Origin of the sequence: Nitrospirillum pindoramense, from assembly GCF_007827955.1 — a bacterium.
Taxonomy (GTDB): Bacteria; Pseudomonadota; Alphaproteobacteria; order Azospirillales; family Azospirillaceae; genus Nitrospirillum; species Nitrospirillum amazonense_B.
On the sequence record NZ_VITR01000003.1, the window covers coordinates 445,549 to 469,453 of the forward strand.

The 23,905-nt window shown below is 66.9% G+C and carries 22 protein-coding genes; 9 read left to right on the top strand and 13 right to left on the bottom strand.

Annotation, left to right across the window (positions count from 1 at the left end; all coding sequences use genetic code 11):
- Positions 1–74 precede the first annotated feature (74 nt).
- Positions 75–2,240: a putative bifunctional diguanylate cyclase/phosphodiesterase gene (locus FBZ90_RS07000; RefSeq protein WP_246130194.1), complete on the top strand. Its 2,166-nt coding sequence runs from the start codon at positions 75–77 to the stop codon at positions 2,238–2,240.
- Positions 2,241–2,261: 21 nt separating this feature from the next.
- Here FBZ90_RS07000 and FBZ90_RS07005 read toward each other — a convergent pair whose 3' ends face one another.
- Positions 2,262–2,726, bottom strand: coding sequence for a DUF1801 domain-containing protein (locus FBZ90_RS07005; protein ID WP_246130195.1), 465 nt, complete (start codon positions 2,724–2,726; stop codon positions 2,262–2,264).
- A gap of 57 nt (positions 2,727–2,783) precedes the next feature.
- Here FBZ90_RS07005 and FBZ90_RS07010 point away from each other — a divergent pair, with 57 nt between their 5' ends.
- Positions 2,784–3,350 (top strand): DUF3237 domain-containing protein, encoded by a 567-nt coding sequence (locus tag FBZ90_RS07010; protein WP_246130196.1) that lies wholly within the window; start codon positions 2,784–2,786, stop codon positions 3,348–3,350.
- Here the strand turns inward: FBZ90_RS07010 and cueR are convergent.
- Positions 3,335–3,781 (bottom strand): Cu(I)-responsive transcriptional regulator, encoded by a 447-nt coding sequence (cueR, locus tag FBZ90_RS07015; protein WP_145730346.1) that lies wholly within the window; start codon positions 3,779–3,781, stop codon positions 3,335–3,337. The two genes, FBZ90_RS07010 and cueR, sit on opposite strands and share 16 nt — an antisense overlap.
- 11 nt (positions 3,782–3,792) lie before the next feature.
- Entirely contained in the window at positions 3,793–6,285 is a 2,493-nt protein-coding gene (locus tag FBZ90_RS07020; protein ID WP_145730348.1) for a heavy metal translocating P-type ATPase, read from the bottom strand.
- A gap of 447 nt (positions 6,286–6,732) precedes the next feature.
- On the opposite strand from FBZ90_RS07020, the gene FBZ90_RS07025 reads away from it, so the two are divergent.
- A complete protein-coding gene (locus FBZ90_RS07025) occupies positions 6,733–8,388 on the top strand; it encodes an EAL domain-containing protein (protein WP_145730350.1) in 1,656 nt (551 codons plus the stop codon).
- A gap of 38 nt (positions 8,389–8,426) precedes the next feature.
- On the opposite strand, the gene era is transcribed toward FBZ90_RS07025, so the two are convergent.
- The gene (era, locus tag FBZ90_RS07030; protein ID WP_246130203.1) at positions 8,427–9,314 is read right to left on the bottom strand and encodes a GTPase Era; all 888 of its coding nucleotides are present in this window, start codon (positions 9,312–9,314) and stop codon (positions 8,427–8,429) included.
- A 459-nt stretch (positions 9,315–9,773) separates the two neighbouring features.
- Here era and FBZ90_RS07035 point away from each other — a divergent pair, with 459 nt between their 5' ends.
- The 3 genes from FBZ90_RS07035 (at position 9,774) to FBZ90_RS07045 (ending at position 12,478) form a co-directional block, all read left to right on the top strand.
- Positions 9,774–10,820, top strand: coding sequence for a glycerophosphodiester phosphodiesterase (locus FBZ90_RS07035; RefSeq protein ID WP_145730354.1), 1,047 nt, complete (start codon positions 9,774–9,776; stop codon positions 10,818–10,820).
- A gap of 213 nt (positions 10,821–11,033) precedes the next feature.
- Complete coding sequence (locus FBZ90_RS07040; RefSeq protein WP_145730356.1) at positions 11,034–11,699, top strand: PadR family transcriptional regulator; 666 nt, start codon at positions 11,034–11,036, stop codon at positions 11,697–11,699.
- Complete coding sequence (locus FBZ90_RS07045; protein WP_186455646.1) at positions 11,696–12,478, top strand: siderophore-interacting protein; 783 nt, start codon at positions 11,696–11,698, stop codon at positions 12,476–12,478. The genes FBZ90_RS07040 and FBZ90_RS07045 overlap by 4 nt, the downstream gene beginning before the upstream one ends.
- A gap of 9 nt (positions 12,479–12,487) precedes the next feature.
- Here the strand turns inward: FBZ90_RS07045 and FBZ90_RS07050 are convergent, their stop codons facing one another.
- The 9 genes from FBZ90_RS07050 to folK all read right to left on the bottom strand — a co-directional run bounded on the left by FBZ90_RS07050 (position 12,488) and on the right by folK (position 20,573).
- Positions 12,488–13,651 carry a M23 family metallopeptidase gene (locus tag FBZ90_RS07050; RefSeq protein ID WP_145730358.1) on the bottom strand — a complete coding sequence of 388 codons (1,164 nt, stop codon included), beginning with the start codon at positions 13,649–13,651 and terminating at the stop codon, positions 12,488–12,490.
- A 69-nt stretch (positions 13,652–13,720) separates the two neighbouring features.
- A complete protein-coding gene (gene rnc, locus FBZ90_RS07055; RefSeq protein WP_145730360.1) occupies positions 13,721–14,440 on the bottom strand; it encodes a ribonuclease III in 720 nt (239 codons plus the stop codon).
- Between the two features lie 4 nt (positions 14,441–14,444).
- Complete coding sequence (gene lepB / locus FBZ90_RS07060) at positions 14,445–15,221, bottom strand: signal peptidase I (protein ID WP_145730362.1); 777 nt, start codon at positions 15,219–15,221, stop codon at positions 14,445–14,447.
- A gap of 58 nt (positions 15,222–15,279) precedes the next feature.
- A complete protein-coding gene (gene acpS / locus FBZ90_RS07065) occupies positions 15,280–15,747 on the bottom strand; it encodes a holo-ACP synthase (RefSeq protein ID WP_420872585.1) in 468 nt (155 codons plus the stop codon).
- Entirely contained in the window at positions 15,747–16,499 is a 753-nt protein-coding gene (locus FBZ90_RS07070; RefSeq protein WP_145730364.1) for a pyridoxine 5'-phosphate synthase, read from the bottom strand. The genes acpS and FBZ90_RS07070 overlap by 1 nt, the downstream gene beginning before the upstream one ends.
- Position 16,500: 1 nt before the next feature.
- Positions 16,501–17,058 carry a DUF2062 domain-containing protein gene (locus tag FBZ90_RS07075; RefSeq protein WP_145730366.1) on the bottom strand — a complete coding sequence of 186 codons (558 nt, stop codon included), beginning with the start codon at positions 17,056–17,058 and terminating at the stop codon, positions 16,501–16,503.
- A gap of 159 nt (positions 17,059–17,217) precedes the next feature.
- A complete protein-coding gene (locus FBZ90_RS07080; protein WP_145730368.1) occupies positions 17,218–19,395 on the bottom strand; it encodes a RelA/SpoT family protein in 2,178 nt (725 codons plus the stop codon).
- A 135-nt stretch (positions 19,396–19,530) separates the two neighbouring features.
- Positions 19,531–19,917: a DNA-directed RNA polymerase subunit omega gene (rpoZ, locus tag FBZ90_RS07085; protein WP_145730370.1), complete on the bottom strand. Its 387-nt coding sequence runs from the start codon at positions 19,915–19,917 to the stop codon at positions 19,531–19,533.
- A gap of 164 nt (positions 19,918–20,081) precedes the next feature.
- Complete coding sequence (gene folK, locus FBZ90_RS07090; protein WP_186455647.1) at positions 20,082–20,573, bottom strand: 2-amino-4-hydroxy-6-hydroxymethyldihydropteridine diphosphokinase; 492 nt, start codon at positions 20,571–20,573, stop codon at positions 20,082–20,084.
- A 268-nt stretch (positions 20,574–20,841) separates the two neighbouring features.
- On the opposite strand from folK, the gene FBZ90_RS07095 reads away from it, so the two are divergent.
- From FBZ90_RS07095 to FBZ90_RS07105, 3 genes are all read left to right on the top strand, one after another.
- Complete coding sequence (locus tag FBZ90_RS07095) at positions 20,842–21,426, top strand: LabA-like NYN domain-containing protein (RefSeq protein WP_145730372.1); 585 nt, start codon at positions 20,842–20,844, stop codon at positions 21,424–21,426.
- A 60-nt stretch (positions 21,427–21,486) separates the two neighbouring features.
- Positions 21,487–22,131 (top strand): uracil-DNA glycosylase, encoded by a 645-nt coding sequence (locus FBZ90_RS07100; protein ID WP_145730374.1) that lies wholly within the window; start codon positions 21,487–21,489, stop codon positions 22,129–22,131.
- A 430-nt stretch (positions 22,132–22,561) separates the two neighbouring features.
- Positions 22,562–23,881, top strand: coding sequence for a hypothetical protein (locus FBZ90_RS07105; RefSeq protein ID WP_145730376.1), 1,320 nt, complete (start codon positions 22,562–22,564; stop codon positions 23,879–23,881).
- Positions 23,882–23,905 lie beyond the last annotated feature (24 nt).

The following is a 23,905-nucleotide window of genomic DNA, read 5'->3' on the forward strand; positions in this document are numbered from 1 at the left end:
CGCGGCGCCACGCCGGTGATGACATGAGTGCGGGTAAGCCCGCCCCGGTCAAAGGCGCGCCGGCGCCAAGCCCGGTGTCGACGCCCCCTGCGCTGGACCATGACGAACGGCTGACGCTGGAGCGCTATCGCCTGGCGGCGGCAGCCAGCAATGAGGGCCTGTACGACTGGGATCTGCGCACCGACCGGGTCTATTACGCCGAGTCCTGGAAGGCGCTGCTGGGCTATGCCGAGCATGAGATCGGCACCTCCCCCGACGAATGGCTGAGCCGGGTTGACCCGGATGACCTGATCTGGCTGCAGGCCACCTTGGACGCCCAAGCCAGCGCCGGGGGCAAGCCCTTCCAGATCGAATATCGCATGACCCACCGCAACGGCCATGTGCTGTGGATGATGTGTCGCGGCATCGTCGTGCTGGATGACGAGGGGGAGCCCATCCGCATCGTCGGCGCCCACCGCGACATCACCGACCGCAAGAACGCCGAGGAGCAACTGCGCCTGAGCGAGGAGCGCTATGCCCTCGCCGCCCAGGGCGCCAACGACGGCCTGTGGGACTGGCATGTGGCGTCGGACGAGCTTTACTGTTCCTCCCGCTGGACGGCCATGCTGGGCATCGGTGGCGGCGCGCGGACCAGCAGCATGGAGGATTGGTACGCCCAGATCGACGGGGAGGACCGCCCCCGCCTGCGCGCGGCGATGGAAACCCATATCGCCGGCGGCAGCGCCCACCTGGAGGAGGAGGTGCGCACCCGCCACGCCGGTGGCGGTGAACTGTGGGTGCTGATCCGGGGCGTGGCCATCCGGGATGAAAGTGGCGAGGCCATCCGCATGGCCGGCTCCATGACCGACATTACGGCGCGCAAGCGGGCGGAGCAGCAACTGCTGTTCGACGCCTTCCATGACGGCCTGACCCGCCTGCCCAACCGCATGCTGCTGCTGGACCGCATCGGCCAGGCGCTGGGGCGCCGCCGCCGGCCGGAGGAGGCGCAGTTCGCGGTCATGATCTTCGACATCGACCATTTCAAGACGGTGAACGACAGCCTGGGCCCGTTGGTGGGGGACGAGGTGCTGTGCGCCGTGGGCCAGCGCCTGGACGACGCCCGCCGGGCCGGTGACACGGTGGCGCGCCTGTCGGCCGACGAATACGGCGTGCTGATGGATGGCGTGCTGGACGTGAAGGCGGCGGTGGACGCGGCGGAGCGCCTGGCCGCCGCCGTGGCCAAGCCGCTGGCCCTGCCCAACGGGGATGAGGTGGTGATGAGCGTGACCGCCGGCATCGCCCTGTCGGGGTCGGGCTACGCCTCGGCCGCCGACATGCTGCGGGACGCCGGCCTGGCCATGTTCAGGGCCAAGACCAGCGCCCGCGGCCGGGTGGAGATGTTCGATGACACCCTGCGCGAACGGGCCCTGACCCGCCTGCGCCTGGAATCGGACCTGCGCCACGCCGTGGAGGATCACGAGTTCCGCCTGTTCTACCAGCCCATCGTGCGGTTGCGCGACGGCACCATCGCGGGGTTCGAGGCGCTGATGCGCTGGTTTCATCCCCAGCGCGGCCTGATCCCGCCCAGCGACTTCGTCCATCTGGCGGAGGAGACGGGCCTGATCCTGAAGATGGGGCGCTGGGCCCTGGCCGAGGGCACCCGCCAACTGGCGGAATGGCAAGGCCGCTTCAGTCCCGACCTGTTCATGAGCGTCAACGTGTCCGGCCGCCAGTTGATGGAGGACGACCTGGTGGCGGCGGTGACGGAGACGCTGGCGGCCCATCGCATCACCCCGGGCACGCTGAAGCTGGAAATCACGGAAAGCCTGCTGCTGGACGACCCCGGCCGCTGCCTGGGCATCATGGAGGCGCTGAAGAGCAAGGGCGTGAAGCTGTCGCTCGACGACTTCGGCACCGGCTTCTCCTCGCTCAGCTACCTGCACCGCTATCCCATCGGCACGCTCAAGATCGACCGCAGCTTCGTGCGCGCCGCCGGCGAAAGCGACCGCCGCAGCGCCATCGCCCGCATCATCACCCTGCTGGCCCAGGCCCTGGACCTCGAGGTGATCGCCGAGGGCATCGAAAAGGAATCCGAAGCCGAGTTCCTGCGCGGCCTGCACTGCCAGTACGGCCAGGGCTATCACTTCGCCCCGCCCCTGCCCAAGGAGGCGGTGGAAGACATGATGGACGGCCGGCGGCGGGAACGGGAGGCATTGGCCGGGGTGTCGGCCCTGAAGGGATTGCCCCCCAAGGGGCGATGAGATTACCCCGGGCGTGCGTCCCTAATGTTGCAGCCGCCGCCGGATGTCCTGGTAGGCGGCGGCGATCAGCGCCCTGAGCGCCACCGCGTCATGGTCCTGGCCCCAGCGCAGCTTCACATGGCGCATGCGCTTTCCCGTCCCCTGCAGCAGGCCGGTGGGATCGTCCAGATCGGCGCCGTGGAAGAAGCCCACGCTGGCATGCGCTGTGTAAGCGCCGACATAGGCGAAGGCCGCATCGCCCACGCAGGCCGTGGGCTGGCGATCATGGATCAGGTCACGCACGTCCGGGCCGCAGCCGCGCAAGGCCTCGAACCAGGGTTGGATCATCAGACGCAGGGGATCGCCCTGGGCAAACCAGGCGTCGACCTCGGGATCGCGCCGCGCGGCGCCTGGTAATCGGAAGAGGACGTCCATGGGCGTGAGTGTGCGCAGGCCGGCCGGAAATGTCGAGGCGATGGCACTATCGGCCACCATGGGCAAGGGCATTGCCTGCAAACCATACTTGTTGATAATTATTAACGTAAATAAGTAAGGGAGATGGGGATGGAAAAGGTGGGCACGATGGACCGGCGAACGCTGTTGCAGGTGGCGGCGACAGCCGGGGTCGCCCAGACCACCATGGCGGAATCCGCCAATGCTGCGTCCCCGGCGGCGCCCCCCACCCCGCTCAGCACCGTGCCCCTACAGTTGCCTGCCACCGAGTTCACCTATGAGGCCGTGGTCGAGCTGGACCCGATTGTACCCTTGGGCAAATCGCCGCTGGGGGAGCGCCGCATCATCCCCATTACCGGCGGGGTGTTCCAGGGGCCGCGCATCCGGGGAACCGTGCTGGCTGGTGGTGCCGACCGGCAGTTGAGCCGGCCCGACGGCGTGCTGCTGCTGAACGCCCTCTATGAACTGAAGACCGACGACGGCGCCATCATCACCGTGAACAACCGGGCGGTCATCGACGCGCCGCCGGGCAAGGCGCCCTACGCCTACTCCGTCCTGGACTTCACCGCGCCCGAGGGGCCCCACGCCTGGCTGAACCGCGGCATCTTCGTCGGCACCGTCCACGGTCTGCCGCCGGAGCGGCACGCCGTGCTCATCCGGGTTTACAAGGTGGTGTGAGCGGCGTGGGGCGCCGGCCCGACCAGATCGTCCCCGCCCAGATCTTCGCCACCCAAATCCTCCAGGATGGGGCAGTCCGGCCGGTCGTCCCCGGCGCAGCAATGGGCCAGATGGCGCAGGGTATCGGCCATGGCCTGCATTTCGCGGATGCGGCTGTCCAAATCGTCCAGGTGGCGCTGGGCGATGGACTTGACCTCGCGGCTGGACCGGTCGCGGTCGCGCCACAGCGACAGCAACTGGCCGATTTCCGCCATGTCGAATCCCAGGCCCCGGGCGCGCCTGACAAAGCGCAGCTCGTTCACTTCCCGGGCCTCATATTCGCGGTAGTTGCCTTCCGACCGGCCGGACGGGCGGACCAGGCCAACCTCATCGTAATAGCGGATCATCTTGACGCTGACGCCCGAGGCCTTAGCGGCTTGGCCGATGTTCATGATCCCCTCCCTCAGGACGGACGGAAACGCCGCAGGCGCAGGGCGTTGGTCAGGACGCTGACGCTGGACAGCGCCATGGCGCCGGCCGCCACCATGGGCGACAGCAGCCAGCCGGTCAGCGGATAGAACAGCCCGGCAGCCAGGGGAATCAGCACCACGTTGTAGCCGAAGGCCCAGGCCAGGTTCTGGCGGATGTTGCCCAGCACGGCGCGGCTGAGGCCGATGGCCGTGGCCACGCCCCGCAGGTCCCCTCGCACCAGCACCACGTCCGCCGCCTCGATGGCGATGTCGGTGCCGGCGCCCATGGCCAAGCCGACGTCGGCGGTGGCCAAGGCCGGGGCGTCGTTTACGCCGTCGCCGGCGAAGGCGATGTGGCCGTGCCGTTGTTGCAGGTCCTTGACCGTGGTCACCTTGCCCTCCGGCAGTACCTCCGCCGCCACCTCGTCGATGCCCAGCGTCCGGGCCACGGCCTCCGCGGTGCGCCGGTTGTCGCCCGTCACCATGATGACCTTGAGGCCAGCGTGGTGCAGCGTCCGCACGGCGTCCGCCGCCTCCGGCTTCACCGGGTCGGCCACCGCCAGGATGGCGGCGAGCGTGCCATCAACGGCGGCGTAAAGCGGGCTGCGGCCGTCGGCGGCCAGCTTTGCCGCCGCATCGGCCAGGGGGGCGACGCCCACGCCCAGGCGGGTCATGTAGCGATCGGCGCCCACGGCCACGATATGGCCCTCCACCCGGGCTTGCGCGCCGAACCCCGCCTCCGCCTGGAAGCCGTCCACCCCGGGCGGCACCAGGCCACGCGCCCGCGCCGCCGCTACGACAGCCTGGGCGATGGGATGTTCGGACCGCGCCTCCACCGCCGCCACCAGGCGCAACACCTCATGCTCGTCGAAGCCCTCCTCGACCATCAGGTCCGTCAAGGTCGGCTGCCCCAGGGTCAGGGTCCCGGTCTTGTCGAAGGCCACGGCGCGCACGTCGCGCAAGCCCTGCAGGGCATCCCCCTGGCGGAACAGGATGCCCAGTTCCGCCGCCTTGCCGGTGCCCACCATGATGGAGGTGGGGGTGGCCAGCCCCATGGCGCAGGGGCAGGCGATGATCAGCACCGCCACGGCGTTGACCAGGGCGTAGCTGAGCTGGGGCTGCGGCCCGAGGAAATACCAGCCAGCGAAGGTCAGCAAGGCGGCCGCCATGACCGCCGGCACGAACCAGGCCGTCACCCGGTCCACCGCCGCCTGGATGGGCAGCTTGGCGCCCTGGGCCGTTTCCACCATGCGCACGATCTGGGACAGCAACGTGGCCGCCCCCACCTTCTCCGCCCGGAACCGGAAGGAGCCCGTCTTGTTGACCGTGCCGCCGACGACGGCGGCGCCAGGCCCTTTTTCCACCGGCAGCGGCTCGCCGGTGATCATGCTTTCGTCCACGAAAGAGGACCCGTCCAGCACCGCGCCATCCACCGGCACGCGGTCACCGGGGCGCACCAGCACCACGTCCCCCACCGCCACCTGGGCGATGGGCACCTCGACCGTCTGGCCGTCGCGCTCCACCCGCGCCGTCTTGGCCTGCAAGGTCAGCAGGCGCTTGATGGCCTCGGATGTACGGCCCTTGGCCCTGGCCTCGAACAGGCGGCCCACCAGGATCAGTGTCACGATGACGGCCGCCGCCTCGAAATAGACGTTGTCGGTACCGCGGGGCAGCAGGTCGGGGGCGACCAGGGGCGCCACCGTGGCCACGGCGGAATAGAGGAAGGCCGCGCCCGCCCCCAGCACCACCAGGGAATTCATGTCCGGCGTGGCCCGTACGAGGTTGGGCACACCCTTGGCGAAGAAGCGCCCCCCCGGCACGGCCAATACGAAGGCTGCCAGCACCAGGCTGACCCAGCGCCAGGGCTGCTCCCCCACCGTCACCGCCAGCCAGTGGTGGACGTCCGGTATGGCATGGCGCGCCATCTCCACCGCGAACAGGGGCAGGGTCGCTACGGCGGCCATGGCCACGGCCCGGCGCAAGGCCCTTATCTCCGCCGCGCGGGCCGCCGTCTCCCGGTCCGCCTGGCGGGTCGTGTCCTCCTGGTCCACCAGGCGGGCGTCATAGCCGATCCGGGTCACGGCCGCCGTCGCTGCGGCGCTGTCGGCGCCGTCGATCAGCGTCACGGCAGCCCGCTCCGTCGCCAGGTTCACGGTGGCGACGACGACGCCGGGCGCCGAGCGCAGCGCCTTTTCCACCCGCGCCACGCAGCCGGCGCACGTCATGCCACCGATGGCGAGATCCACGGTATGGGTGCCGGTGTCGTAACCGGCCTTGGCGATCGCCTCGACCACATCGGGCAGTTTTCCCCCTTCGGCCAACGCCACATGGGCGCGGCCGGTGGCCAGGTTCACGGCGGCGGCGGCCACGCCCGGAACGGCGGAGATGGCCTTCTCCACACGGCGGACGCAGCCGGCGCAGGTCATGCCGCCGATGGCGATATCGACGGCGCGGGGGGATGGGACGGTGGAGGCCGCATGGGACATTTCTGTCTCCTCAAAACGCGATGCCCGGTAGTGATAGACCCTCCTATCATGGGAGGGTCAAGGGGTCACATCACACCCTTGAAGGCGTCGCACGCTTCCGTTAACCATAATTTCAGCAAGGCGCCCCAGAAAACGGGCAATTATCTAAAATGTTCTATAAAATTTTCTGAAATAATACTCAGCCCTCAGGCAGTGCAGGGGATGTTGATTCAGGCGAACTATTCCGCCACAGCGCAGCCATTGATGGGCACCACCAACTTTCGACTATATTTTTGCGGAAATTTCCGTATAAAATATACCAAGGGATAGGTTTTGGTCGGCGGCATGAGCTGCGACCTCATGGCTCACATCCCGGCATTGTCCTCCGAAAGCTTATAAGACCCGGTCAGCGGCCGATGGGGATCGGCGACCAAGTCCTGCGCCGGCGCTCAACGTAAGGTACGATGAATGAAACGCACCAAGCGTTACCTTGGTTTCGCCTTCGCCAACGCTGACCTTCTGCTTGAGGTGGATGCGCAGGGAATCATTCATTTCGCGACGGGCGCGTGCCTGGCGCTGATGGGCGTGGCGGATACCGATCTGTTGGAACAACCCTTGTTCGGGTATCTGGTTCCGGCGGACCAGGCGCTGGTGCGGCGCATCCTGGTGACCTTGGGGGAGAATGACCGTGCGCCGCCGCGGCTGATCCGCTTGCGCCACCGCGATGGCGGCGCCCTGCCCTGCACCATGGCCGCCTACCGCATGCAGGACTCCCCCCTGCTGAACATCACCCTGAGCCAGATCGGCAGTCATGAGCCGCCCCTGGCCCCACCGGCCGCGGGCGATGTCGATCCTCAAACGCAGCTGCTCGCCCCCAGCGCCTTCACCAAGGCGGCCATGAGCACCCTCGCATCGGTGGATGGCGGGGCTCTGGCGTCCTTGACGCTGGTGCAGATGAACAACCTGCGGGAAATACGCGCCCATCTGACGCAGGACCAGGACCGTCAGCTGATGGTCGAGATTGGCGCCGTGCTGCGGCAGTACGGTGGACCGGAGGCCGTCGCCGGGCGACTGGCGGAGGACCGTTTCGGCGTCATGACGCCGACCGACCTGGCCGACCTCATCACCCGCGACATCGCCCAGCTGGCCCAGGACCTGGGCCTGGACCAGCCTCTGGAGGTCGACGCCCATACCATGGATGCCAAGGAGCAGGCGCTGAGCCAGGCCGACCGGGGCCGGCTCATGCTGTACGCGCTCCGCCGCTTCGCGGAGGATGGCATCAAGGGTATGGAGGCGCTGAGTTCATCATCCTCCCTGGTGGCCGAGTTCGCCCGCGACGCCATGGGCCGGCTGGCCAGGCTGCGCGGCACCCTGCGGGACAGCCGCCTGGCCCTGTCCTTCGAGCCCATCCATGACCTGGACAGCGGCCGGGTGCATCACTTCGAGGTGCTGTGCCGCATCAATGGGGAACGGCCGGGCCCCTGCATCACCTTCGCCGAGGAGGTGGGCATCATCAACGACCTGGACATGGCGGTCTGCACCATGGCGATGCGGGAGTTGGAGGCGGCATCGCCCGACATCTCGCTGGCGGTGAACCTGTCGGCGGCGTCGGTCTCATCCGACCTGTTCATGCAGGCGCTGCTGGCCCAGTTGTCGATGCGCCCGAAATTGGCCGGCCGCCTTCTGTTCGAAATCACGGAAACCGGTCGCCTGGACGATCTGCCGCGCGCCCGCACCGTCCTGAACGGCCTGCGACAACGCGGTTTTCCGGTCTGCCTGGACGATTTCGGCGCCGGCATGGCCTCCTTCACCTACGTGCGCGCGCTGGAGTTCGACTATCTGAAGCTCGACGGCTCCTTCGTCAGCCGCATGTGTGAAAGCCAGCGCGAGGAATCCATCGTCGTCAGCATGCTGGCGCTGTGCCGGGGCCTGAAGGTGGCCGCCATCGCGGAGCATGTGGAAACCGCCGAACAGGTGCTGCGCCTGCGCACCCTGGGCTGCGCCATGGGCCAGGGCTGGTTCTTTTCCAAGGGCATGCCCCGCCCCAAGCGCCGCGACATGGACCTGACGTCCCTTAGCCGCCCCTCGCGCTGGACGCCAACGGTGCATGACTACACCCGATAACCCCCGGGAATTTCCGGGGGGCACCGAGCCGCATCCTTTTACGCGTTGAAGTCCAGGCCCCACTGGCTGTAGCTGTCCGGCTTCTCCGCCCAATCCTCGCGCACCTTCACGAACAGCATGACGTGCACGCGGCGGTCCAGGATTTCCTCCAACTCTACACGGGCGGCGGCGCCGATGGATTTGATCTTGCTGCCGCCCTTGCCCAGCACGATGGCCTTTTGGTTGGGACGTTGGACGTAGACGATCTGGGAGATCTTGACGGAGCCGTCCTCGAACTCCTCCCACGCCTCGGTCTCCACCGCTACGGCGTAGGGCAGTTCCTGGTGCAGTTGCAGGAACAGTTTCTCCCGCGTGATTTCCGCTGCCAGCAGGCGCTGCGGCATGTCGGACAGCTGGTCCTCTGGATACAGCCAGGGGCTTTCCGGCAAGCGGGCGGCCAGCTTGTCCAGGAAGTCCGTCAGGCCGTCGCCGGTCAGGGCGGAGATCATGAAGATGTCGGTGAACACGCCCGTCTCGTTGAAGCGGGCCGCCAGTTCCAGCAGCCGCTCATACGGGATCAGGTCGATCTTGTTCAGGATCAGGATGGCCTTGCGCTTGCTCTCCTTCAGGCGCTCGACGATGCCGTTGGTGTCGTCATCCACACGGCGCGAGGCGTCGACCAGCACGGCCACCAAATCCGCATCCTCCGCCCCACTCCAAGCGGCGGCGACCATGGCGCGCTCCAGCCGCTTCTTGGGCGTGAAGATGCCGGGCAGGTCGACGAACAGGATCTGGGCGCGGCCGTGCATGCCGATGCCCAGCACGCGGGACCGGGTGGTCTGCACCTTGGGGCTGACGATGGACACCTTGCTGCCCACCGCCGCGTTCAGCAGCGTGGACTTGCCGGCGTTGGGGGCGCCCACCAGGGCGACGAAACCGCAGCGCATGGGGGCCAGGGGCGCGCCCTCCTCCCCCTCGTCGTCTTCGTCGTCCTCGAAATCGTCCTCGTCCTCAAATTCGTCACCGTCGACCCCGTCGGCCTGGTGGTCCCCTTCGCCCGCGTGCTGATCCTCATGCGCGGCGCCGGCCACGCTGTCCTCATCGGGGGGAAGGCCTTCCTGGCCGTGTTCGACGTCGCTCATTACTCTCAAATCCTCAAAAAGAACGGTGGGCCCGAACGCCCTTGCGCCCGCCCACCGCGACAGGCCCGTTTCATGACACAGGCGGCCCTCGGGCGCCAGCGGCGGCGCGGCATCCAAGGATTGCGCGAACGCGCGCCCACACGGCAGCGCCTTGGAGATTTAACGCCTTGGAAATTTAACAGGGGCTTAGCCTGGGTGCACGGTATAGCTCGATCCCACCGGTTCCGGCCGGTTGATGGTACAGTTTATCAGGAGCCCGCTTCCATGTCCCTGCCGCACCGTCCGGCCCTGCGCCGCTTGGCCCTTCGCGCCCTGCTGGCCACGGCCATCGCCCTGCCCGCCCTGGCCCTTCCGGCCCTGGCCGATGCCCGCGACCTGGATATCGAGGCGCACCGCGGCGGCCGCGCCCTGTGGCCGGAAAACACGCTGCAATCCTTCGCCCACGCCCTGTCGCTGGGCGTGACCACCTTGGAGATGGATATGAACATCACCAAGGACGGCGCCGTCATCATCTCGCACGAACGGCACCTGAACCCGGACCTGGCCAAGGGGCCGGACGGTGCCTACGTCACCGCCCCCACCCCGTCCTTCTTCAGCCTGACGCTGGACCAGATCAAGAAGTACGACGTGGGCCAACTGCGCCCCGGCAGCGCCTACGGCAGCCACTTCCCCGACCAGCGCCCCATTCCCGGCACGCCCATCCCCACCCTGAAGGAGGTCATCGACCTGGTGAAGCGGTCGGGCAACAAGACCGTGAAGATGAACATCGAGACCAAGATCGACCCCACCCATCCCGAGGACAGCCCGTCGCCGGAGGTCTTCGTGGACACGGTGCTGGCCGTGCTCAAGGCCGAGAAGTTCGAGGACCGGGTGATGATCCAGTCCTTCGACTGGCGCACCCTGCAACTGGTGCAGCAAAAGGCCCCCGCCATCCCCACCGTCTACCTGACGGAGCAGGACCCGCGGGAACCGTCGGTCAGCCTGACCGCCAAGCTGCCCTGGACCGCCGGCTTCGACCCCATCGACCATGGCGGCAGCGTGCCCAAGGCGGTGAAGGCCGCCGGCGGCAAGGTCTGGTCGCCGCTCTACACCGACATCGACGCCGCCCTGGTTCAGGAGGCGCACAGCCTGGGCCTGACCGTCATCCCCTGGACGGTGAACAAGCCGGAAGACATGGCCAAGCTGATCGATATGGGCGTGGACGGCATCATCTCCGACCAGCCGGTGCTGCTGCGCGAGGCGGCCGCCGCCAAGGGCATCGCCCTGCCCAAGTCCTTCCCGGTCGAGGCCGTGCCGGGCAAGAAGCATTAAGGTTCCCTCAAACGGCGGGCGCGGGCATCCGCCCGCTTGCCTTGTCCTCGATTTCCAGTCCGCTGCCGCTCCCCAGAAATCTCCGTGGCCTGCGGTCGCCGGCCTGGACCACTCAGAGACCGCGACGAAGCGCTCCGGCCGGGCTTTCCCGCCGGGGCGTTTTCTTTTCCGGCTCCTCTTGTCGGCCACCTATCGTTCGCTATATCGTACGATATGTTTTCCGATCATACGACATCCCATCCCCCTTACCTGGCCATGGGCGGGCGCGGCGGGTGGCATCATTGGAAGCACGGTGGCGGCTTCGGCGGAGGCGGTGGCTTCTGGGGCGGCGGGGGCGGTGTGCCCGGGGGGCGCAAGCTGTCATCCGCCGATCTGGAACTGCTGCTCCTGGCACTGCTGGAGCGCAAGCCGGCCCACGGCTATGAGCTGATCCGCGCGGTGGAAGAGCACTCCGGCGGCTTCTACACCCCCAGCCCCGGCGTCATCTACCCGGCCCTGACCTTCCTGGCGGAAATCGGCCGCGCCACGGCGGAGCCGGATGGCAACCGCAAGCTCTACCGCATCACCGACAGCGGCCGGACCCACTTGGAGGGGCATCGCGGCACCGCCATCGGCATCCTGGAGGCATTGCGCCGCATCGGCATGCGCATGGAGCAAGTGCGCGAGGCGTTCGCCGGTGTCACCGACGCCGATCCCGAGGCCTCCGAAGAATTGCACCGGGCCCGCCACGCCCTGAAGTCGGCCCTCTATGGCAAGCGCGGCTGCGACGCCGCGGAAGCCCGGCGACTGGCGGCCATCCTGCGGCGCGCGGCGGCGGAAATCCTGGGCGACGATCCCCCCCCACCCGGCACCAAAGACGACAAGACGGAACCACGATGACCGACACAGCGACAGTCCCCGACACAGGACACCAGATCGGCCGCCATCAAATCGGCCGCATGCGCTTCGACACCCGTCGGCGCACATTGACCGTGACCAGCGTGGCGCACCTGACGCCCAGGATGCTGCGCGTCACCTTGACATCGCCCGACTTGGCGGATTTCGACAGCCGGGGCGCCGACGACCACATCAAGCTGTTCTTCACCGGCGCGGATGGCGAAACCGTGATGCGTGACTACACCCCCCGCGCTTTCAGCCGGGCGGACCGCACCCTGACCCTGGACTTCGCCCTGCATGACGCCGGTCCGGCCACGGCCTGGGCCACGGCGGCCAAAGTGGGTGACACGCTGGAGATCGGTGGCCCGCGCGGCTCCATGATCGTGCCGGATGATTTCGACTGGTACCTGCTGATCGCCGATGAAACCGGGCTGCCCGCCATCGGCCGGCGGCTGGAGGACCTGCGCGCGGGCGTGCCCGTCTACACCGTCGTCGCCATCGACACCGACGCCGAACGGCAGACCATCGAGACCAAGGCGCACTGGACCGCCCATTGGGTCACCCGCGACCGCGATGGCGCGGACGACGCGGCCAGCCTGCGCCGCGTGGTGGAGGACATCCGGTTGCCGCCCGGCGACGGCTATGTCTGGATCGCGGCCGAGGCCACCGTGGCCAAGAGCCTGCGCGCCTTCGTCCAGGAGGAACTCAAGCATCCGGCGGCCTGGATGCGGGCGTCCGGCTATTGGCTGCGCGGCGAGGCCGGCGCGCACGAGAACTTGTGAGGGTGACCTTCAGAAGCCGATGACCGCGTTTTCCGCCGGTAACTGGCCATGGCGCGGCTGGGGTGCCTGGCTTGGCGTCCAGGCACCGCCCGCGTCGGCGGCGGCCGTATCGGCCACCACACCCAGCAGGGCAAAGGCGTCGAAGACGAACGGCAGGCCGTCGGCCGCCGCGATATGCCCGCGATCCCCCATCTGGAAATGCAGGTGGGGGGCGTCGGATTGACCGGAATTGCCCAGCCGGCCCAGCACCTGCCCCTGGTGCACGGCTTGCCCCGGCCGCACCGGGATGCTGCCGGGGATAAGGTGGGCATAGGCGGCGTACGCGCCCGCCTTCAAGCGTAGGATCACCTGGTTGCCGGCAATCGTGTCCAGCGTGACCTTCTGCGCCGGTGGCTGGCCGGGCACATTGTCCGGAAGCCCGTCGCGCACGCTCTCGACAACCCCATCGGCCACGGCCAACACCGCCTGGCCATAGCCGGGCCAGGACTCGTTGCGCGCCTGGTCTCCGCTGAACTCCCGCCCGTCCCCGGTCAGCTTCATGAAATCGATGGCGTAGCGCTCCGGCACGCGCGCCTGGCCATCCACCACCATGAGGGTGGTCCGGTGGATGGAGGTGGCGGAGAGGCCGTTGAAGGCCACCCACCCCGTGCCGGCGACGGGGGCCGAGACGACGAGCGGTTGGCTCCCATCCACCGGGACGGCGACCGCTGTGTTCAGCGTTGTGTCCGGCAGGCCGGGCTTGAACGGGGCGATGGTGAGCGCGAGTTGGAGGTCCGCCACCTGCGTATCGCCGCCGAGAGGTAGGTCGAACAGGGCGGTGGCGAAGGTGTTGCCCTGTATGAGCGTCACCGGGGGCTGCCCTTCCCCCGCCGGCCGGCCGGGCCGCGACAGGAGGTCCGCCAGGGCCGTGCCCTCGATCCGCGCCAGGGCGGCTGGCTGGGCCGCCGTGCCCAGGCGCACGGCCGACAGCGTCAAGGGCACCGGGGAAAAATTGCTGATCAGCGCCTCGAACACCAGATGGCGCCCGTTCGTGGCCGGTACCACGCTGGCCGGCCGCAAGATCCGAATGTCCAGGGGGGTGATGGAATGGACATCCGGCTGCGCCCTGGCGCCGAAGGCGGCGGCCAGCAGGCCGCTTAACACAAGAACCTGAGCGAAACGGCGGCGGGCCATGGCGACTCCTGACGGGTTGAACAACCGCAGGATGCCGCACGAAGCCCCGCCGTCAATGGCCCGTTGGCCTTAGCCCAGCCGCTTCAGCATCTCCAGCGCCGCGGCCTTTTCCGCCGCGCGCTTGGACGGGCCGCTGGCGGCCTCGCTGCCCTTGCCCTGCACCGCCACGCGCACGGTGAAGACCGGCTCATGGTCCAGGCCGGTTCGGGACACCTGCTCGTAGACCGGCAACGGCAGCCCCCGGGCCAGGGCCCATTCCTGCAGGGCGGTCTTGGGCTCCACCGGCGGCAGTTCGGCGGCGTCGATGCGGCCCGCCCAATGCGTGCGGATGAAGGCGGCGGCCACGTCCAGGCCACCGTCCAGGTACAGGGCGCCGATCACCGCTTCGCAGGCGTCCGCCAGGATGGCCGGCTTGGCGCGGCCGCCGGCGTCGGATTCACCGGGGGCCAGGCGCAGGTAAAGGCCCAGGTTCAGGCTCTCCGCCACGCCGGCCAGGGCCTCGGCCCGCACCAGGGCGGTGTGGCGCTTGGCCAGGCCGCCCTCGTTCTCCTCGGGAAAACGCTCCAGCAGCCACTGGGCGATGACCAGGCCCAGCACACGGTCGCCCAGAAACTCCAGCCGCTCGTAATGGCCGGTGGCGGCGCGGGGGCCGCGGCCGATGCCGGCCACGCTGGGATGGGTCACCGCCTCCAGCAGGTGGCTGGCCTCGGTGAAGGTGTGCCCCAGGGCCTCGGCCAGGGTCGCGATGTCGGCGCCGCCGGTGTCCAGCGGGCCAGCGGAGGCGGCCATGGCGTCAATGCGCCTTGTTGAAGATCTGGCCGAAGCGGATGGACGTCGGCCACTTCCAGAACTCCCAGAAGTGCACACCCTCCTCCAGCGAGAAGAACTTGAACTGCGCCTTGCCCACCACGTTCTCCAAGGGGACGTAGCCGACGACGTTCAGGACACGGCTGTCCTGGCTGTTGTCGCGGTTGTCGCCCATGCAGAAGATGTGGCCCTCGGGCACGGTGTAGACCGGCGTGTTGTCCAGCCCGCCATCGTCGCCCATGATCTCGATGATGGTGTGCTTGACGCCGTTGGGCAGGGTTTCGATGTAGCGCGGCACGGCGCTCTGGCGGCCGAACGGCGTCTCCATGGTGTAGTCCTCGATCCGCTCGCGCTTCACCGGCTCGCCATTGATGTGCAGGATGCCGTCGATCATCTGGATGCGGTCACCGGGCAGGCCGATGACGCGCTTGATATAGTCCTGGCTGGTGTCGGTCGGCAGGCGGAAGACCACCACGTCGCCACGTTCCGGTACGCTGCCGAAGATGCGGCCGTGGAACAGCGGCGGGGCCAGCGGCAGGGAGAAGCGGCTGTAGCCGTAGCTGAACTTCGACACGAAGACGTAATCGCCGATGAGCAGCGTCGGGATCATGGAGCCCGAGGGGATGTTGAACGGCTCGAACGCCACGGTCCGCACGCCGAGCGCGATGATCAGGGCGTAGATGACGGTCCGCACCACGTCGCCCCAGCTTTCCGCCTGGGGCTGGGGGGCCGCGCGGCTGACGCGATCATTCTGCTGGCTCATGGAACGAAACAACCTCGTAAGAGTGGGTGGCACCGATCTAGCGGGCCCACCGGGATTTTCAAGCGATACCGTTGGCGACGCCACCGGCCGGAACCGGGGTCGCCGTGATGATGACGAAGGCCTCCGCCAGGGGCGGCTCATCCGTCAGCGTCAAAAAAATTTGCGCCACCATGCCCGGTGGCGTCATCGCCCGCAACCTCTCCAGGGCCCCACCCGTGAGACATAGTGTCGGCTGGCCGCTGGGCAGGTTGATGACGCCCATGTCCTTATGGAACACGCCCTCGCGGAAACCGGTGCCCAACGCCTTGGAACAGGCCTCTTTGGCGGCGAAGCGCTTGGCATAGCTGGCGGCGCGGCCATTGGATTTGGCACGGCGTTCCGATTTCGCCTGTTCGACATCGGTGAACACCCGCTCGACGAAGCGCTGGCCGAAACGGGCCAGCGTCTTCTCGATACGGGTGATGTCGATCAGGTCGTTGCCGATGCCCAGGATCAGGGCCCCAGGCTGGAAAGCGGCGCCCATCATCAGGTGGCCCGCGCCCCGTCCATCAGGGCGCGCATCTGGCGGATGGCGGCCTCCAGCCCCACGAACACGGCCTCGCCCACCAGGAAATGGCCGATGTTCAACTCGCGCACCTGCGGCAGGGCCGCCACCGGCACGACATTGTCGAAGCGCAGCCCGTGGCCGGCATGGCATTCCAGCCCGATCGCGGCGGCATGGGCCGCCGCCTCGGCCAGGCGCGCCAGTTCGCTCTCGACGGTGGCGGCGTCCTCGGCATCGGCATAGCGGCCGGTATGCAGTTCCACCACCGGCGCGCCGATACGGTGGGCGGCGTCCAACTGCGCCCGCTCCGGCGCGATGAACAGCGACACCCGCACGCCGGCGTCGTTCAGCCGGCCGATGATGGGCGCAAGATGGTCGAAACCGCCAACCACGTCCAGGCCGCCCTCGGTCGTGCGCTCCTGCCGGCGTTCCGGGACCAAACAGGCGGCATGGGGACGGTGGCGCAGGGCGATGGCCAGCATCTCCTCCGTCGCCGCCATCTCCAGGTTCAGGGGTAGCGAAATCTCCGACATCAGGCGGTCGATGTCGCTGTCCCGGATGTGGCGCCGGTCCTCGCGCAGATGGGCGGTGATGCCGTCGGCGCCGGCGTCGGCGGCCAGGTGGGCGGCGCGCAGCACGTCGGGATGGGCACCGCCCCGCGCATTGCGGATGGTGGCGACGTGGTCGATGTTGACGCCCAGGCGCAAGCGCTGGCTCTGGGGTTCAGACGTCATATCAGTCTCCGGCCGGCCGAGGCTCATGGCCCAGGACCGGATGTTGGTGGCTGGCGGCGATACGATGATGCTTGTAGCGCGCGATCAAGGGCCGCAGCACCAGAAAAACCAGGGGCCAGGTCAGGGCGGCGGACAGGAAGCCGCCCACCGTCATGGGGGCCACGACCTGCCAGGCGCTATGGCGCAACACGTGCCAGGACAGCTCCATGGGCCCGTGGCCGGGGTGCATGTGCAGCACGAAGCATCCCAGGCGGTAGGTGGCCAGCCAAATGAAGGGCCACGTCACCGGGTTGCCGAACAAGGTGCCCAGCAGCGAAGCGGCGATGGACCCGCGCAACAGCCAGGCCAGCGCGATGGACAGGGGGAAATGGACGCCCATGAATGGCGTCATCGCCATGGCCACACCGCTGGCGAAACCGGCGGAGATACCATAGGGCGTCCCCGGCACGCGACCGACGCGGTGCATCCAATAGCGTCCGGCGCGGCGCCAGCCCATCTCCGGCCAGAAGGTTTCCTTCACGGCTTCAGCGAACGGCCTTTTTTCACGTCGGCGGAACATAAGCCTGCTGCCTCTGGGATAAGGTAGTCGCGGCCCGACACGGACCCCGGACAAACTTGCACTGTTTTAGACCTGGGCACGGCGCCACGCCAGCGCCGTATGCCTTTCGTCTAAGCCGTTCCGCCCAAGTCGGCAACGGCGCCTCCCCAAACCCGCGCGTCAGCGACCCCGCGCCCGATCGACGGAATTGATGACCGGCGTGGCCCGCAACGCGGCGATGATATTGGTCAGATGCTTCACGTCATGCACGTCGATATCGATCAACATCTCGAAAAAGTCGGTCGTGCGGTGGGTGATCTTGAGGTTGGTGATATTGCCGGCGTTCTTGCCGATGACCGTGGACACGGTGCCCAGGCTGCCCGGCTCATTGGCCACCACCACCGTGATGCGGCCGACCTTCTCGTCGGCGCCATCCATCTCGTTGTCCCACGAGACATCGATCCACCGCTCCGGACTGTCGTGGAAACTTTCCAGCGTCTCGCAATCGATGGTGTGGATGGTGACGCCCTTGCCGGTGGTGACGATGCCGACGATGCGGTCCCCCGGCAGGGGGTGGCAGCAGCGGGCATAATGCACCGCCATGCCCGGGATCAGGCCCTTGATGGGCAGCGGGCTGTCCTTGCCCTTGGGCTTGGTGGTCTTGCCGCGTGTCAGCTGGACGACCTTCTCGTCCGGCGTGATCTGCTGCACCGCCTTGTGCCCGGGGAAGACGGCGTTGAACACGTCGCGAGCGCCGGCCAGGCCGGCACCGATGGCGGCAATCAGGTCGTCGACCGCCTGGTACTGGAAGATCTTGAGGACGCCATCCAGCGCCTTGTCGGAATAGTCGTAGCCTTCCTGCCGGAAGATCTTCTGCACCATCGCCCGGCCCAACTCGATATGCTGGGCACGCTGCTGGGTGCGGATGTAACGGCGGATGCGGGCGCGGGCCTTGCCGGTGACAACGAAGTTTTCCCAGTCCGGCGACGGCGTCTGCGCCTTGCTGGTGACAACCTCAACCTGGTCGCCGTTCTGCAATTGGCTGCGCAGCGGCTGGATACGGCCATTGATCTTGGCGCCGACGCAGGTGTCGCCGATCTGGCTATGCACGGCGTAGGCGAAGTCCACCGGCGTGGCGCCGCGCGGCAGGGCGATCAGGTCGCCCTTGGGCGTGAAGCAGAACACCTGGTCCTGGAACAGCTCCAGCTTGGTGTGCTCCAGGAACTCTTCCGGCCGGACCGCATGCTCCAGGATGTCCAGCAATTCCCGCAGCCAGCGGTATTGCCGGCCCTCGGTCTTGGGCTGGCTGCCGTCCTGCTTGTAGGCCCAGTGGGCGGCCACGCCCAACTCCGACACCTCATGCATCTCGGTGGTGCGGATCTGCACCTCGATGCGCTGGCGCTCCGGGCCGATGACGGTGGTGTGCAGCGAGCGATAGCCGTTCGGCTTGGGCGTGGAGACGTAGTCCTTGAAGCGCCCAGGCACCACCGGATAATGGGCGTGGATGACGCCCAGGGCCTGGTAGCACTGCTCGATGGACTCGACGGTGACGCGGAAGGCCATGACGTCGGACAACTGCTCGAACGTCACGTTCTTGCGCTGCATCTTGCGCCAGATGGAATAGGGCGCCTTGCGCCGGCCCGACACGGTGGCCTTGGGCAGGCCGCCCTCGTGCAGGGTATCCACCAGCTCATGGATGATGCGATCGACGCGGCCGGCGCCCTGCTCTTCCAGGTCTTGCAGGCGCTTGGTGATGCTGTCGTAGGCGTCCGGGTTCAATTCCTTGAACGCCAGTTCCTCCAGCTGGTCCTTCCAGCGCTGGATGCCGATGCGTTCGGCCAGCGGCGCGTAGATTTCCAGCGTTTCGCGGGCGATGCGCTTGCGCTTCTCCGGCTTCGACAGATAGTGCAGCGTCTGCATGTTGTGCAGACGATCGGCCAGCTTCACCAGCAGGACGCGGATGTCTTCCGACATCGCCAGCACCAGCTTGCGGAAGTTCTCCGCCTGCTTGGACTGGTCGCTTTCCAGATTCTGCAGCTCGATGCGCGACAGCTTGGTCACGCCATCCACCAGACGCGCGATCTCCGGCCCGAACAGGCGCTGCACCTCGTCCAAGGTGGTCAGCGTGTCCTCGACCGTATCGTGCAGCAGCGCCGTGATGATGGACGCACTGTCCAGCTTGAGCTGGGTCAGCAGCCCCGCCACCTCCAGGGGGTGGGAGAAATAGGGGTCGCCGGAAGCGCGCTTCTGCGACCCGTGTGCCTTCATGGAGAAGACATAGGCACGGTTGAGCCTATCCTCGTCCGCATTCGGATCGTAGGAGCGGACACGCTCAACCAATTCATATTGACGCATCATGGGCGCCCCGCCCGGCCCCAGGCCTGGTCGGCACAAACGGACACAAGCGCCAGCCCGTGTCCGTTCAGGGCGTTATCCATGGGAAAACAGGGTAAGGGGACGGGACGCCTAGCCACGACCTGCCCCATCACCGGCTCAGAGGCCCTCGTCGTCGCCGAGGTCGTCACCCTGCGCCACATCCTCGGCGGCATCGCCTTCACCGCCCAAATCGTCATCCTCGCCGGCGGCGCCCTGCACGGCCCAGGCCTGCTCACCGGCCATCAGCTCGATGATCTCTTCCTCAGGCTCATCCTGCTCCTGGACGCGCTGATGCCCCTTGATCAGGGAATTCTTCAGGCTGTCCAGCACCACCGTCTCGTCCGCGATCTCGCGCAGGGCGACGACCGGGTTCTTGTCGTTGTCGCGATCAACCGACAGCGGCGCGCCGGCCGCAACGTCCCGCGCCCGCTGGGCCGCCATCATCACCAGCTCGAACCGGTTCGGAACCTTCAGGACGCAATCTTCAACGGTAACGCGGGCCATGCCTTGCTCACTCCAACAACGAAACGGGTGCCGGAAAAACCGACACCAGACACCATCCCATAGTTATACGGGCCCGGTTTCCCGGTTGCAAGGAAGCCGACAAGCACCAGATCGCATTCCTGCTTTACCGCGCCCGTCATGGTCGCCCCCGTCGGGCGACACCCTCACGCCTCGATGCGCTCGGCGACCTGACCGGGCGGCAGGGCCGCCGCCAGGGCCGCCACATCCAGCCCCAGGAGAGGATGGCGCCAGCATGGCGCCACGTCCCGCAGCGGCAGCAGGACGAAGGCGCGCTGATGCATGCGGGGATGGGGCAATTGCGGCCCCTGTTCCCGGACCTGCCCATGATAGGCCAGGAGGTCCAGGTCCAGCCCCCGCGCCTCGTTCACCTGGCGGCGGATCCGGCCGAAGCCAGCTTCAACCTTGTGCAGCAGCGCCAGCAGGGCCGGCGCATCCAGATCCGTCTCCACCCGCAGGACGCCATTGACGTACCACGGCTGATCCGACGCGGGCACGGGCGCACTCCGGTACCAGGGCGACACCGCAGCGACCACCAGCCCCTCCCCCTCGAGCGCGCGCACCGCGGCCGCCACCACGTCCGCGGGGCCACCGATCCCAGGAACGGACAGGTTAGAGCCCACGCCCAACAAGATCATTTCGCATCCTCACAACAACCAAGCGCCCCCTGCTGGGCAGGGGCCGTACAACTATACCGTTGGGCGAGATATTACGTCGCCGACATAGGGTAACATCCCCAAAAGACAGAGCCTCACTTTAAAAACAGGGGCCGCGACCATATCTCCCTTGAATGTGTTAACCTATTCACCCTATGTAGGCTCTTGCCAGAGCGTGTCAAAGCCGGCACGCTACCAACCATTGCGTTTGATGCATTACTGCGCCATTTAATATTAAAAGGAATTAAAGATGCTTCATTACCCCGAAGAGCGCCTCGCCCTTTTCATCGATGGCGCCAATTTGTTCGCGGCCGCCCGCGCGCTGAATTTCGATATAGACTACAAGCGTTTATTGAATTTCTGCGGTAGAAAGGGGCGCCTGATCCGCGCTTTCTACTATACCGCCTTGGTTGAAGACCAGGAATACTCTCCAATTCGGCCGCTGGTCGACTGGCTGGACTATAACGGCTACACCATGGTCACAAAGCCGACCAAGGAATACACTGACGCATCGGGCCGGCGTAAGATCAAGGGTAACATGGACATCGAGTTGGCCATCGATGTCATGGAAATGGCGCAGCATCTGGACCACATCATGTTGTTCTCCGGCGATGGGGACTTCCGTCGCTTGGTGGAGGCGGTGCAGCGCAAGGGCGTCCGCGTCTCGGTCATCAGCACCGTGCGCTCGACCCCGCCCATGATCGCCGATGAATTGCGCCGCCAGGCCGACAACTTCATCGAATTGATGGATTTGGCGCCCGAGATCGCCCGAGCCCATGCCCCCCGCCCGCCGGTGGAGCATGCGCAACTTATCGACACCACGCCGGTGGAGTGATATCCGGCGCCCACACGATAGACTGTCCCGCAAGACACATTGTAATGGGCGCCGCATCCTATGACTGAAATCCTGACGCCTCCAGGGCGCGACTGTCCCCTATGCCCCCGGCTGGTGGACTATCGCCTGCGCAACCGTGCCGCCTTTCCCGACAAGCATAACGGTCCGGTGCCGTCGTTCGGCGGGCCGGACTCGCGCTTGCTGGTGGTAGGCCTGGCGCCGGGTTTGCGGGGCGCCAACTTCACCGGCCGCCCCTTCACCGGCGATTATGCCGGCGATCTGCTGTACGCCACCCTGCTGAAATTCGGTTTCGCCACCGGGCAATACCTGGAGCGACCGGACGACGGCCTGACCCTGATCGACGCGCGCATCACCAACGCCGTCCGCTGCGTGCCACCGGAAAACAAGCCCACGCCGGAAGAATCGCACACCTGCCGTCCCTTTCTGGTGGCGGAACTGGCGGCGATGACCAAGCTCAAGGCGGTGGTGGCCTTGGGCTCCGTCTCCCACACCAGCGTCATCCGCACCTTCGGCCTGCGGCAGGCAGCCCATCCTTTCGGGCACGGCGCCCGGCACGATCTGGGCGGCGGGGTGACGCTGTTCGACAGCTATCACTGCTCCCGCTACAACACCAATACAGGGCGCCTGACCGACGCCATGTTCGAGGATGTGTTCCGGGCGGTGCGCCAGCATCTGGGTGCGTAAAGAAAAGGCTGGGGTGTTTGCCCGGCCTTTTCCTTTACCATGCCCTCGACGACGGGTTCGTCTTCCTCGGGCACCGGATCATCCATACCCAAGAAGAAAGCCAAGCCCCTCACCCGTCGTTTGGTCGAGGCCCGAAGCCATGGCCGAACTGACGACCAACCCAGAAACAACCCCAGCCGTCACATTCTCACCAAAAGCCGCCTGACCAACGGCCACCTCAAACGCGCGCCGCTTTTACACCAGCTTGACGGACGCTATCTGATGCGCCGGGCATGTCCGACATGTCGGACCGAGCGTGGGCACACCGGCGACGTCATATAACATATTGAAATATTTACATATTATTTTGGCATGCCCTTTGCGTTGGCTACCGTGGAGCGTCCCCCGTTCCGCGACGGACATCTACGGCCTCAACCATGGGAGATAACCAATGCTCAACGACAATCTCTTCGGGCAATCGTACGACCAGATCAAGAAGGCAGTCTACGCCAACCAAAGCGCCAACTTCCAGATCCTCGGCACGCCGGTCGCCTACAACTTCTCAACGCCGGGGCCGAACCAGATGGATCCGGGTCTGTACCAGTTCGTGAGCGTCATGCCCGTCTGGTCCGCGCTCGGCACCTTTGGCCAGAACGGGACGACCCTCTTCTCGGCCTACCGCCAGCTGCTCAGCAACGTCACCTTCAAGATCGACCCTGGCAAGCAGGCCGACCTCGCCCAGCAGCAGAGCCAGCTCAACGGGCTCTACCAGCAGCAGACCCAGGTGATCGCGAACACGACGCAGGCCTACAACGTCCAGCTGGCCAACGGCGGCGACCTCTTCAAGGCCATGTACCCGACCATCCAGGCCTGGCTGGCTGGCCCCGGAAGCACCTACCAGACCCAGATCAACGGACTGACCACCTCCATCAACACGCTCTCGAACAAGTACACGAGCGACCTCGCGGCGATCCTCGGCGGCGACCAGACGCTGCAGCAGGCTATGAACGCCATCCAGACGCCGTCCAACACGCCCGCTCAGGGGGCGCCACCTCCGGGCTGGATCGCCGTCCCCAACAGCGGCGGCGTGCTGCAGTGGCAGCCCGAGTTCGTCGTGAACCCGGCGCCCGCTCAGGTGACGCAGACCCTTTCCCAGGGGTCCTTGGGCGGCTTCACGGTCACGCTGGACTCGTCGGTGACCAACAACAGCCTCTCCCAGGCCTGGGCGGGAGGAAACGTCAGCTATGGCAACAGCTTCTTCTCGGTCAACGCCGGAGGCAACTGGTCGAGCCTGAACATCGATCAGAGCGACACCAGCGTGAAGGTTGAGATCTCGGTCAAGTCGTCGATGCTGGTGACCGTCACGCCGGGCGTTTGGTACGATGGCGGCTTCCTGGCCAACCTCGCGCAGAACACCGCCGGCGGTGGCGGTTACCAGCTCGCCTCCACGTGGAGCGTGGCCGGGAACCCACCGTCCGCCTTCGGCCAGAACGGGCTCGTCTCGACCAACGTGGCCCAGCTGGTGGTGGTCTACCAGCCGTCCGCGACGGTGACCATGAGCCAGCAAACCTTCCAGCGGAACTACCAGATGTTCCAGGGCGGCGGCGGCATCTCCATCGGCCCGTTTACCTTCGGCGGCAACGGCGGCAGCGTGAAGGACTACACGCTGACGACCAACGGGTCCACCAACTTCACGGCGACCTCGACCTCGACCCTGCCCCAGATCGTAGGTATCGGCGTCGGCTTCCCCGGCGTGGGCCAGCCCGAGTGACCGATCGGGGCGCCCATCTCGTCG

What these genes read in the sequence shown, in the direction of transcription:
- FBZ90_RS07005 (WP_246130195.1), bottom strand. Translation starts at nt 2,726, where the DNA reads ATGCCCTTGCCCATGGTGGCCGATAGTGCCATCGCCTCGACATTTCCG.
- FBZ90_RS07010 (WP_246130196.1), top strand. Translation starts at nt 2,784, where the DNA reads ATGGAAAAGGTGGGCACGATGGACCGGCGAACGCTGTTGCAGGTGGCG.
- cueR (WP_145730346.1), bottom strand. Translation starts at nt 3,781, where the DNA reads ATGAACATCGGCCAAGCCGCTAAGGCCTCGGGCGTCAGCGTCAAGATG.
- FBZ90_RS07020 (WP_145730348.1), bottom strand. Translation starts at nt 6,285, where the DNA reads ATGTCCCATGCGGCCTCCACCGTCCCATCCCCCCGCGCCGTCGATATC.
- FBZ90_RS07025 (WP_145730350.1), top strand. Translation starts at nt 6,733, where the DNA reads ATGAAACGCACCAAGCGTTACCTTGGTTTCGCCTTCGCCAACGCTGAC.
- era (WP_246130203.1), bottom strand. Translation starts at nt 9,314, where the DNA reads ATGCGCTGCGGTTTCGTCGCCCTGGTGGGCGCCCCCAACGCCGGCAAG.
- FBZ90_RS07035 (WP_145730354.1), top strand. Translation starts at nt 9,774, where the DNA reads ATGTCCCTGCCGCACCGTCCGGCCCTGCGCCGCTTGGCCCTTCGCGCC.
- FBZ90_RS07040 (WP_145730356.1), top strand. Translation starts at nt 11,034, where the DNA reads ATGTTTTCCGATCATACGACATCCCATCCCCCTTACCTGGCCATGGGC.
- FBZ90_RS07045 (WP_186455646.1), top strand. Translation starts at nt 11,696, where the DNA reads ATGACCGACACAGCGACAGTCCCCGACACAGGACACCAGATCGGCCGC.
- FBZ90_RS07050 (WP_145730358.1), bottom strand. Translation starts at nt 13,651, where the DNA reads ATGGCCCGCCGCCGTTTCGCTCAGGTTCTTGTGTTAAGCGGCCTGCTG.
- rnc (WP_145730360.1), bottom strand. Translation starts at nt 14,440, where the DNA reads ATGGCCGCCTCCGCTGGCCCGCTGGACACCGGCGGCGCCGACATCGCG.
- lepB (WP_145730362.1), bottom strand. Translation starts at nt 15,221, where the DNA reads ATGAGCCAGCAGAATGATCGCGTCAGCCGCGCGGCCCCCCAGCCCCAG.
- acpS (WP_420872585.1), bottom strand. Translation starts at nt 15,747, where the DNA reads ATGATGGGCGCCGCTTTCCAGCCTGGGGCCCTGATCCTGGGCATCGGC.
- FBZ90_RS07070 (WP_145730364.1), bottom strand. Translation starts at nt 16,499, where the DNA reads ATGACGTCTGAACCCCAGAGCCAGCGCTTGCGCCTGGGCGTCAACATC.
- FBZ90_RS07075 (WP_145730366.1), bottom strand. Translation starts at nt 17,058, where the DNA reads ATGTTCCGCCGACGTGAAAAAAGGCCGTTCGCTGAAGCCGTGAAGGAA.
- FBZ90_RS07080 (WP_145730368.1), bottom strand. Translation starts at nt 19,395, where the DNA reads ATGATGCGTCAATATGAATTGGTTGAGCGTGTCCGCTCCTACGATCCG.
- rpoZ (WP_145730370.1), bottom strand. Translation starts at nt 19,917, where the DNA reads ATGGCCCGCGTTACCGTTGAAGATTGCGTCCTGAAGGTTCCGAACCGG.
- folK (WP_186455647.1), bottom strand. Translation starts at nt 20,573, where the DNA reads ATGATCTTGTTGGGCGTGGGCTCTAACCTGTCCGTTCCTGGGATCGGT.
- FBZ90_RS07095 (WP_145730372.1), top strand. Translation starts at nt 20,842, where the DNA reads ATGCTTCATTACCCCGAAGAGCGCCTCGCCCTTTTCATCGATGGCGCC.
- FBZ90_RS07100 (WP_145730374.1), top strand. Translation starts at nt 21,487, where the DNA reads ATGACTGAAATCCTGACGCCTCCAGGGCGCGACTGTCCCCTATGCCCC.
- FBZ90_RS07105 (WP_145730376.1), top strand. Translation starts at nt 22,562, where the DNA reads ATGCTCAACGACAATCTCTTCGGGCAATCGTACGACCAGATCAAGAAG.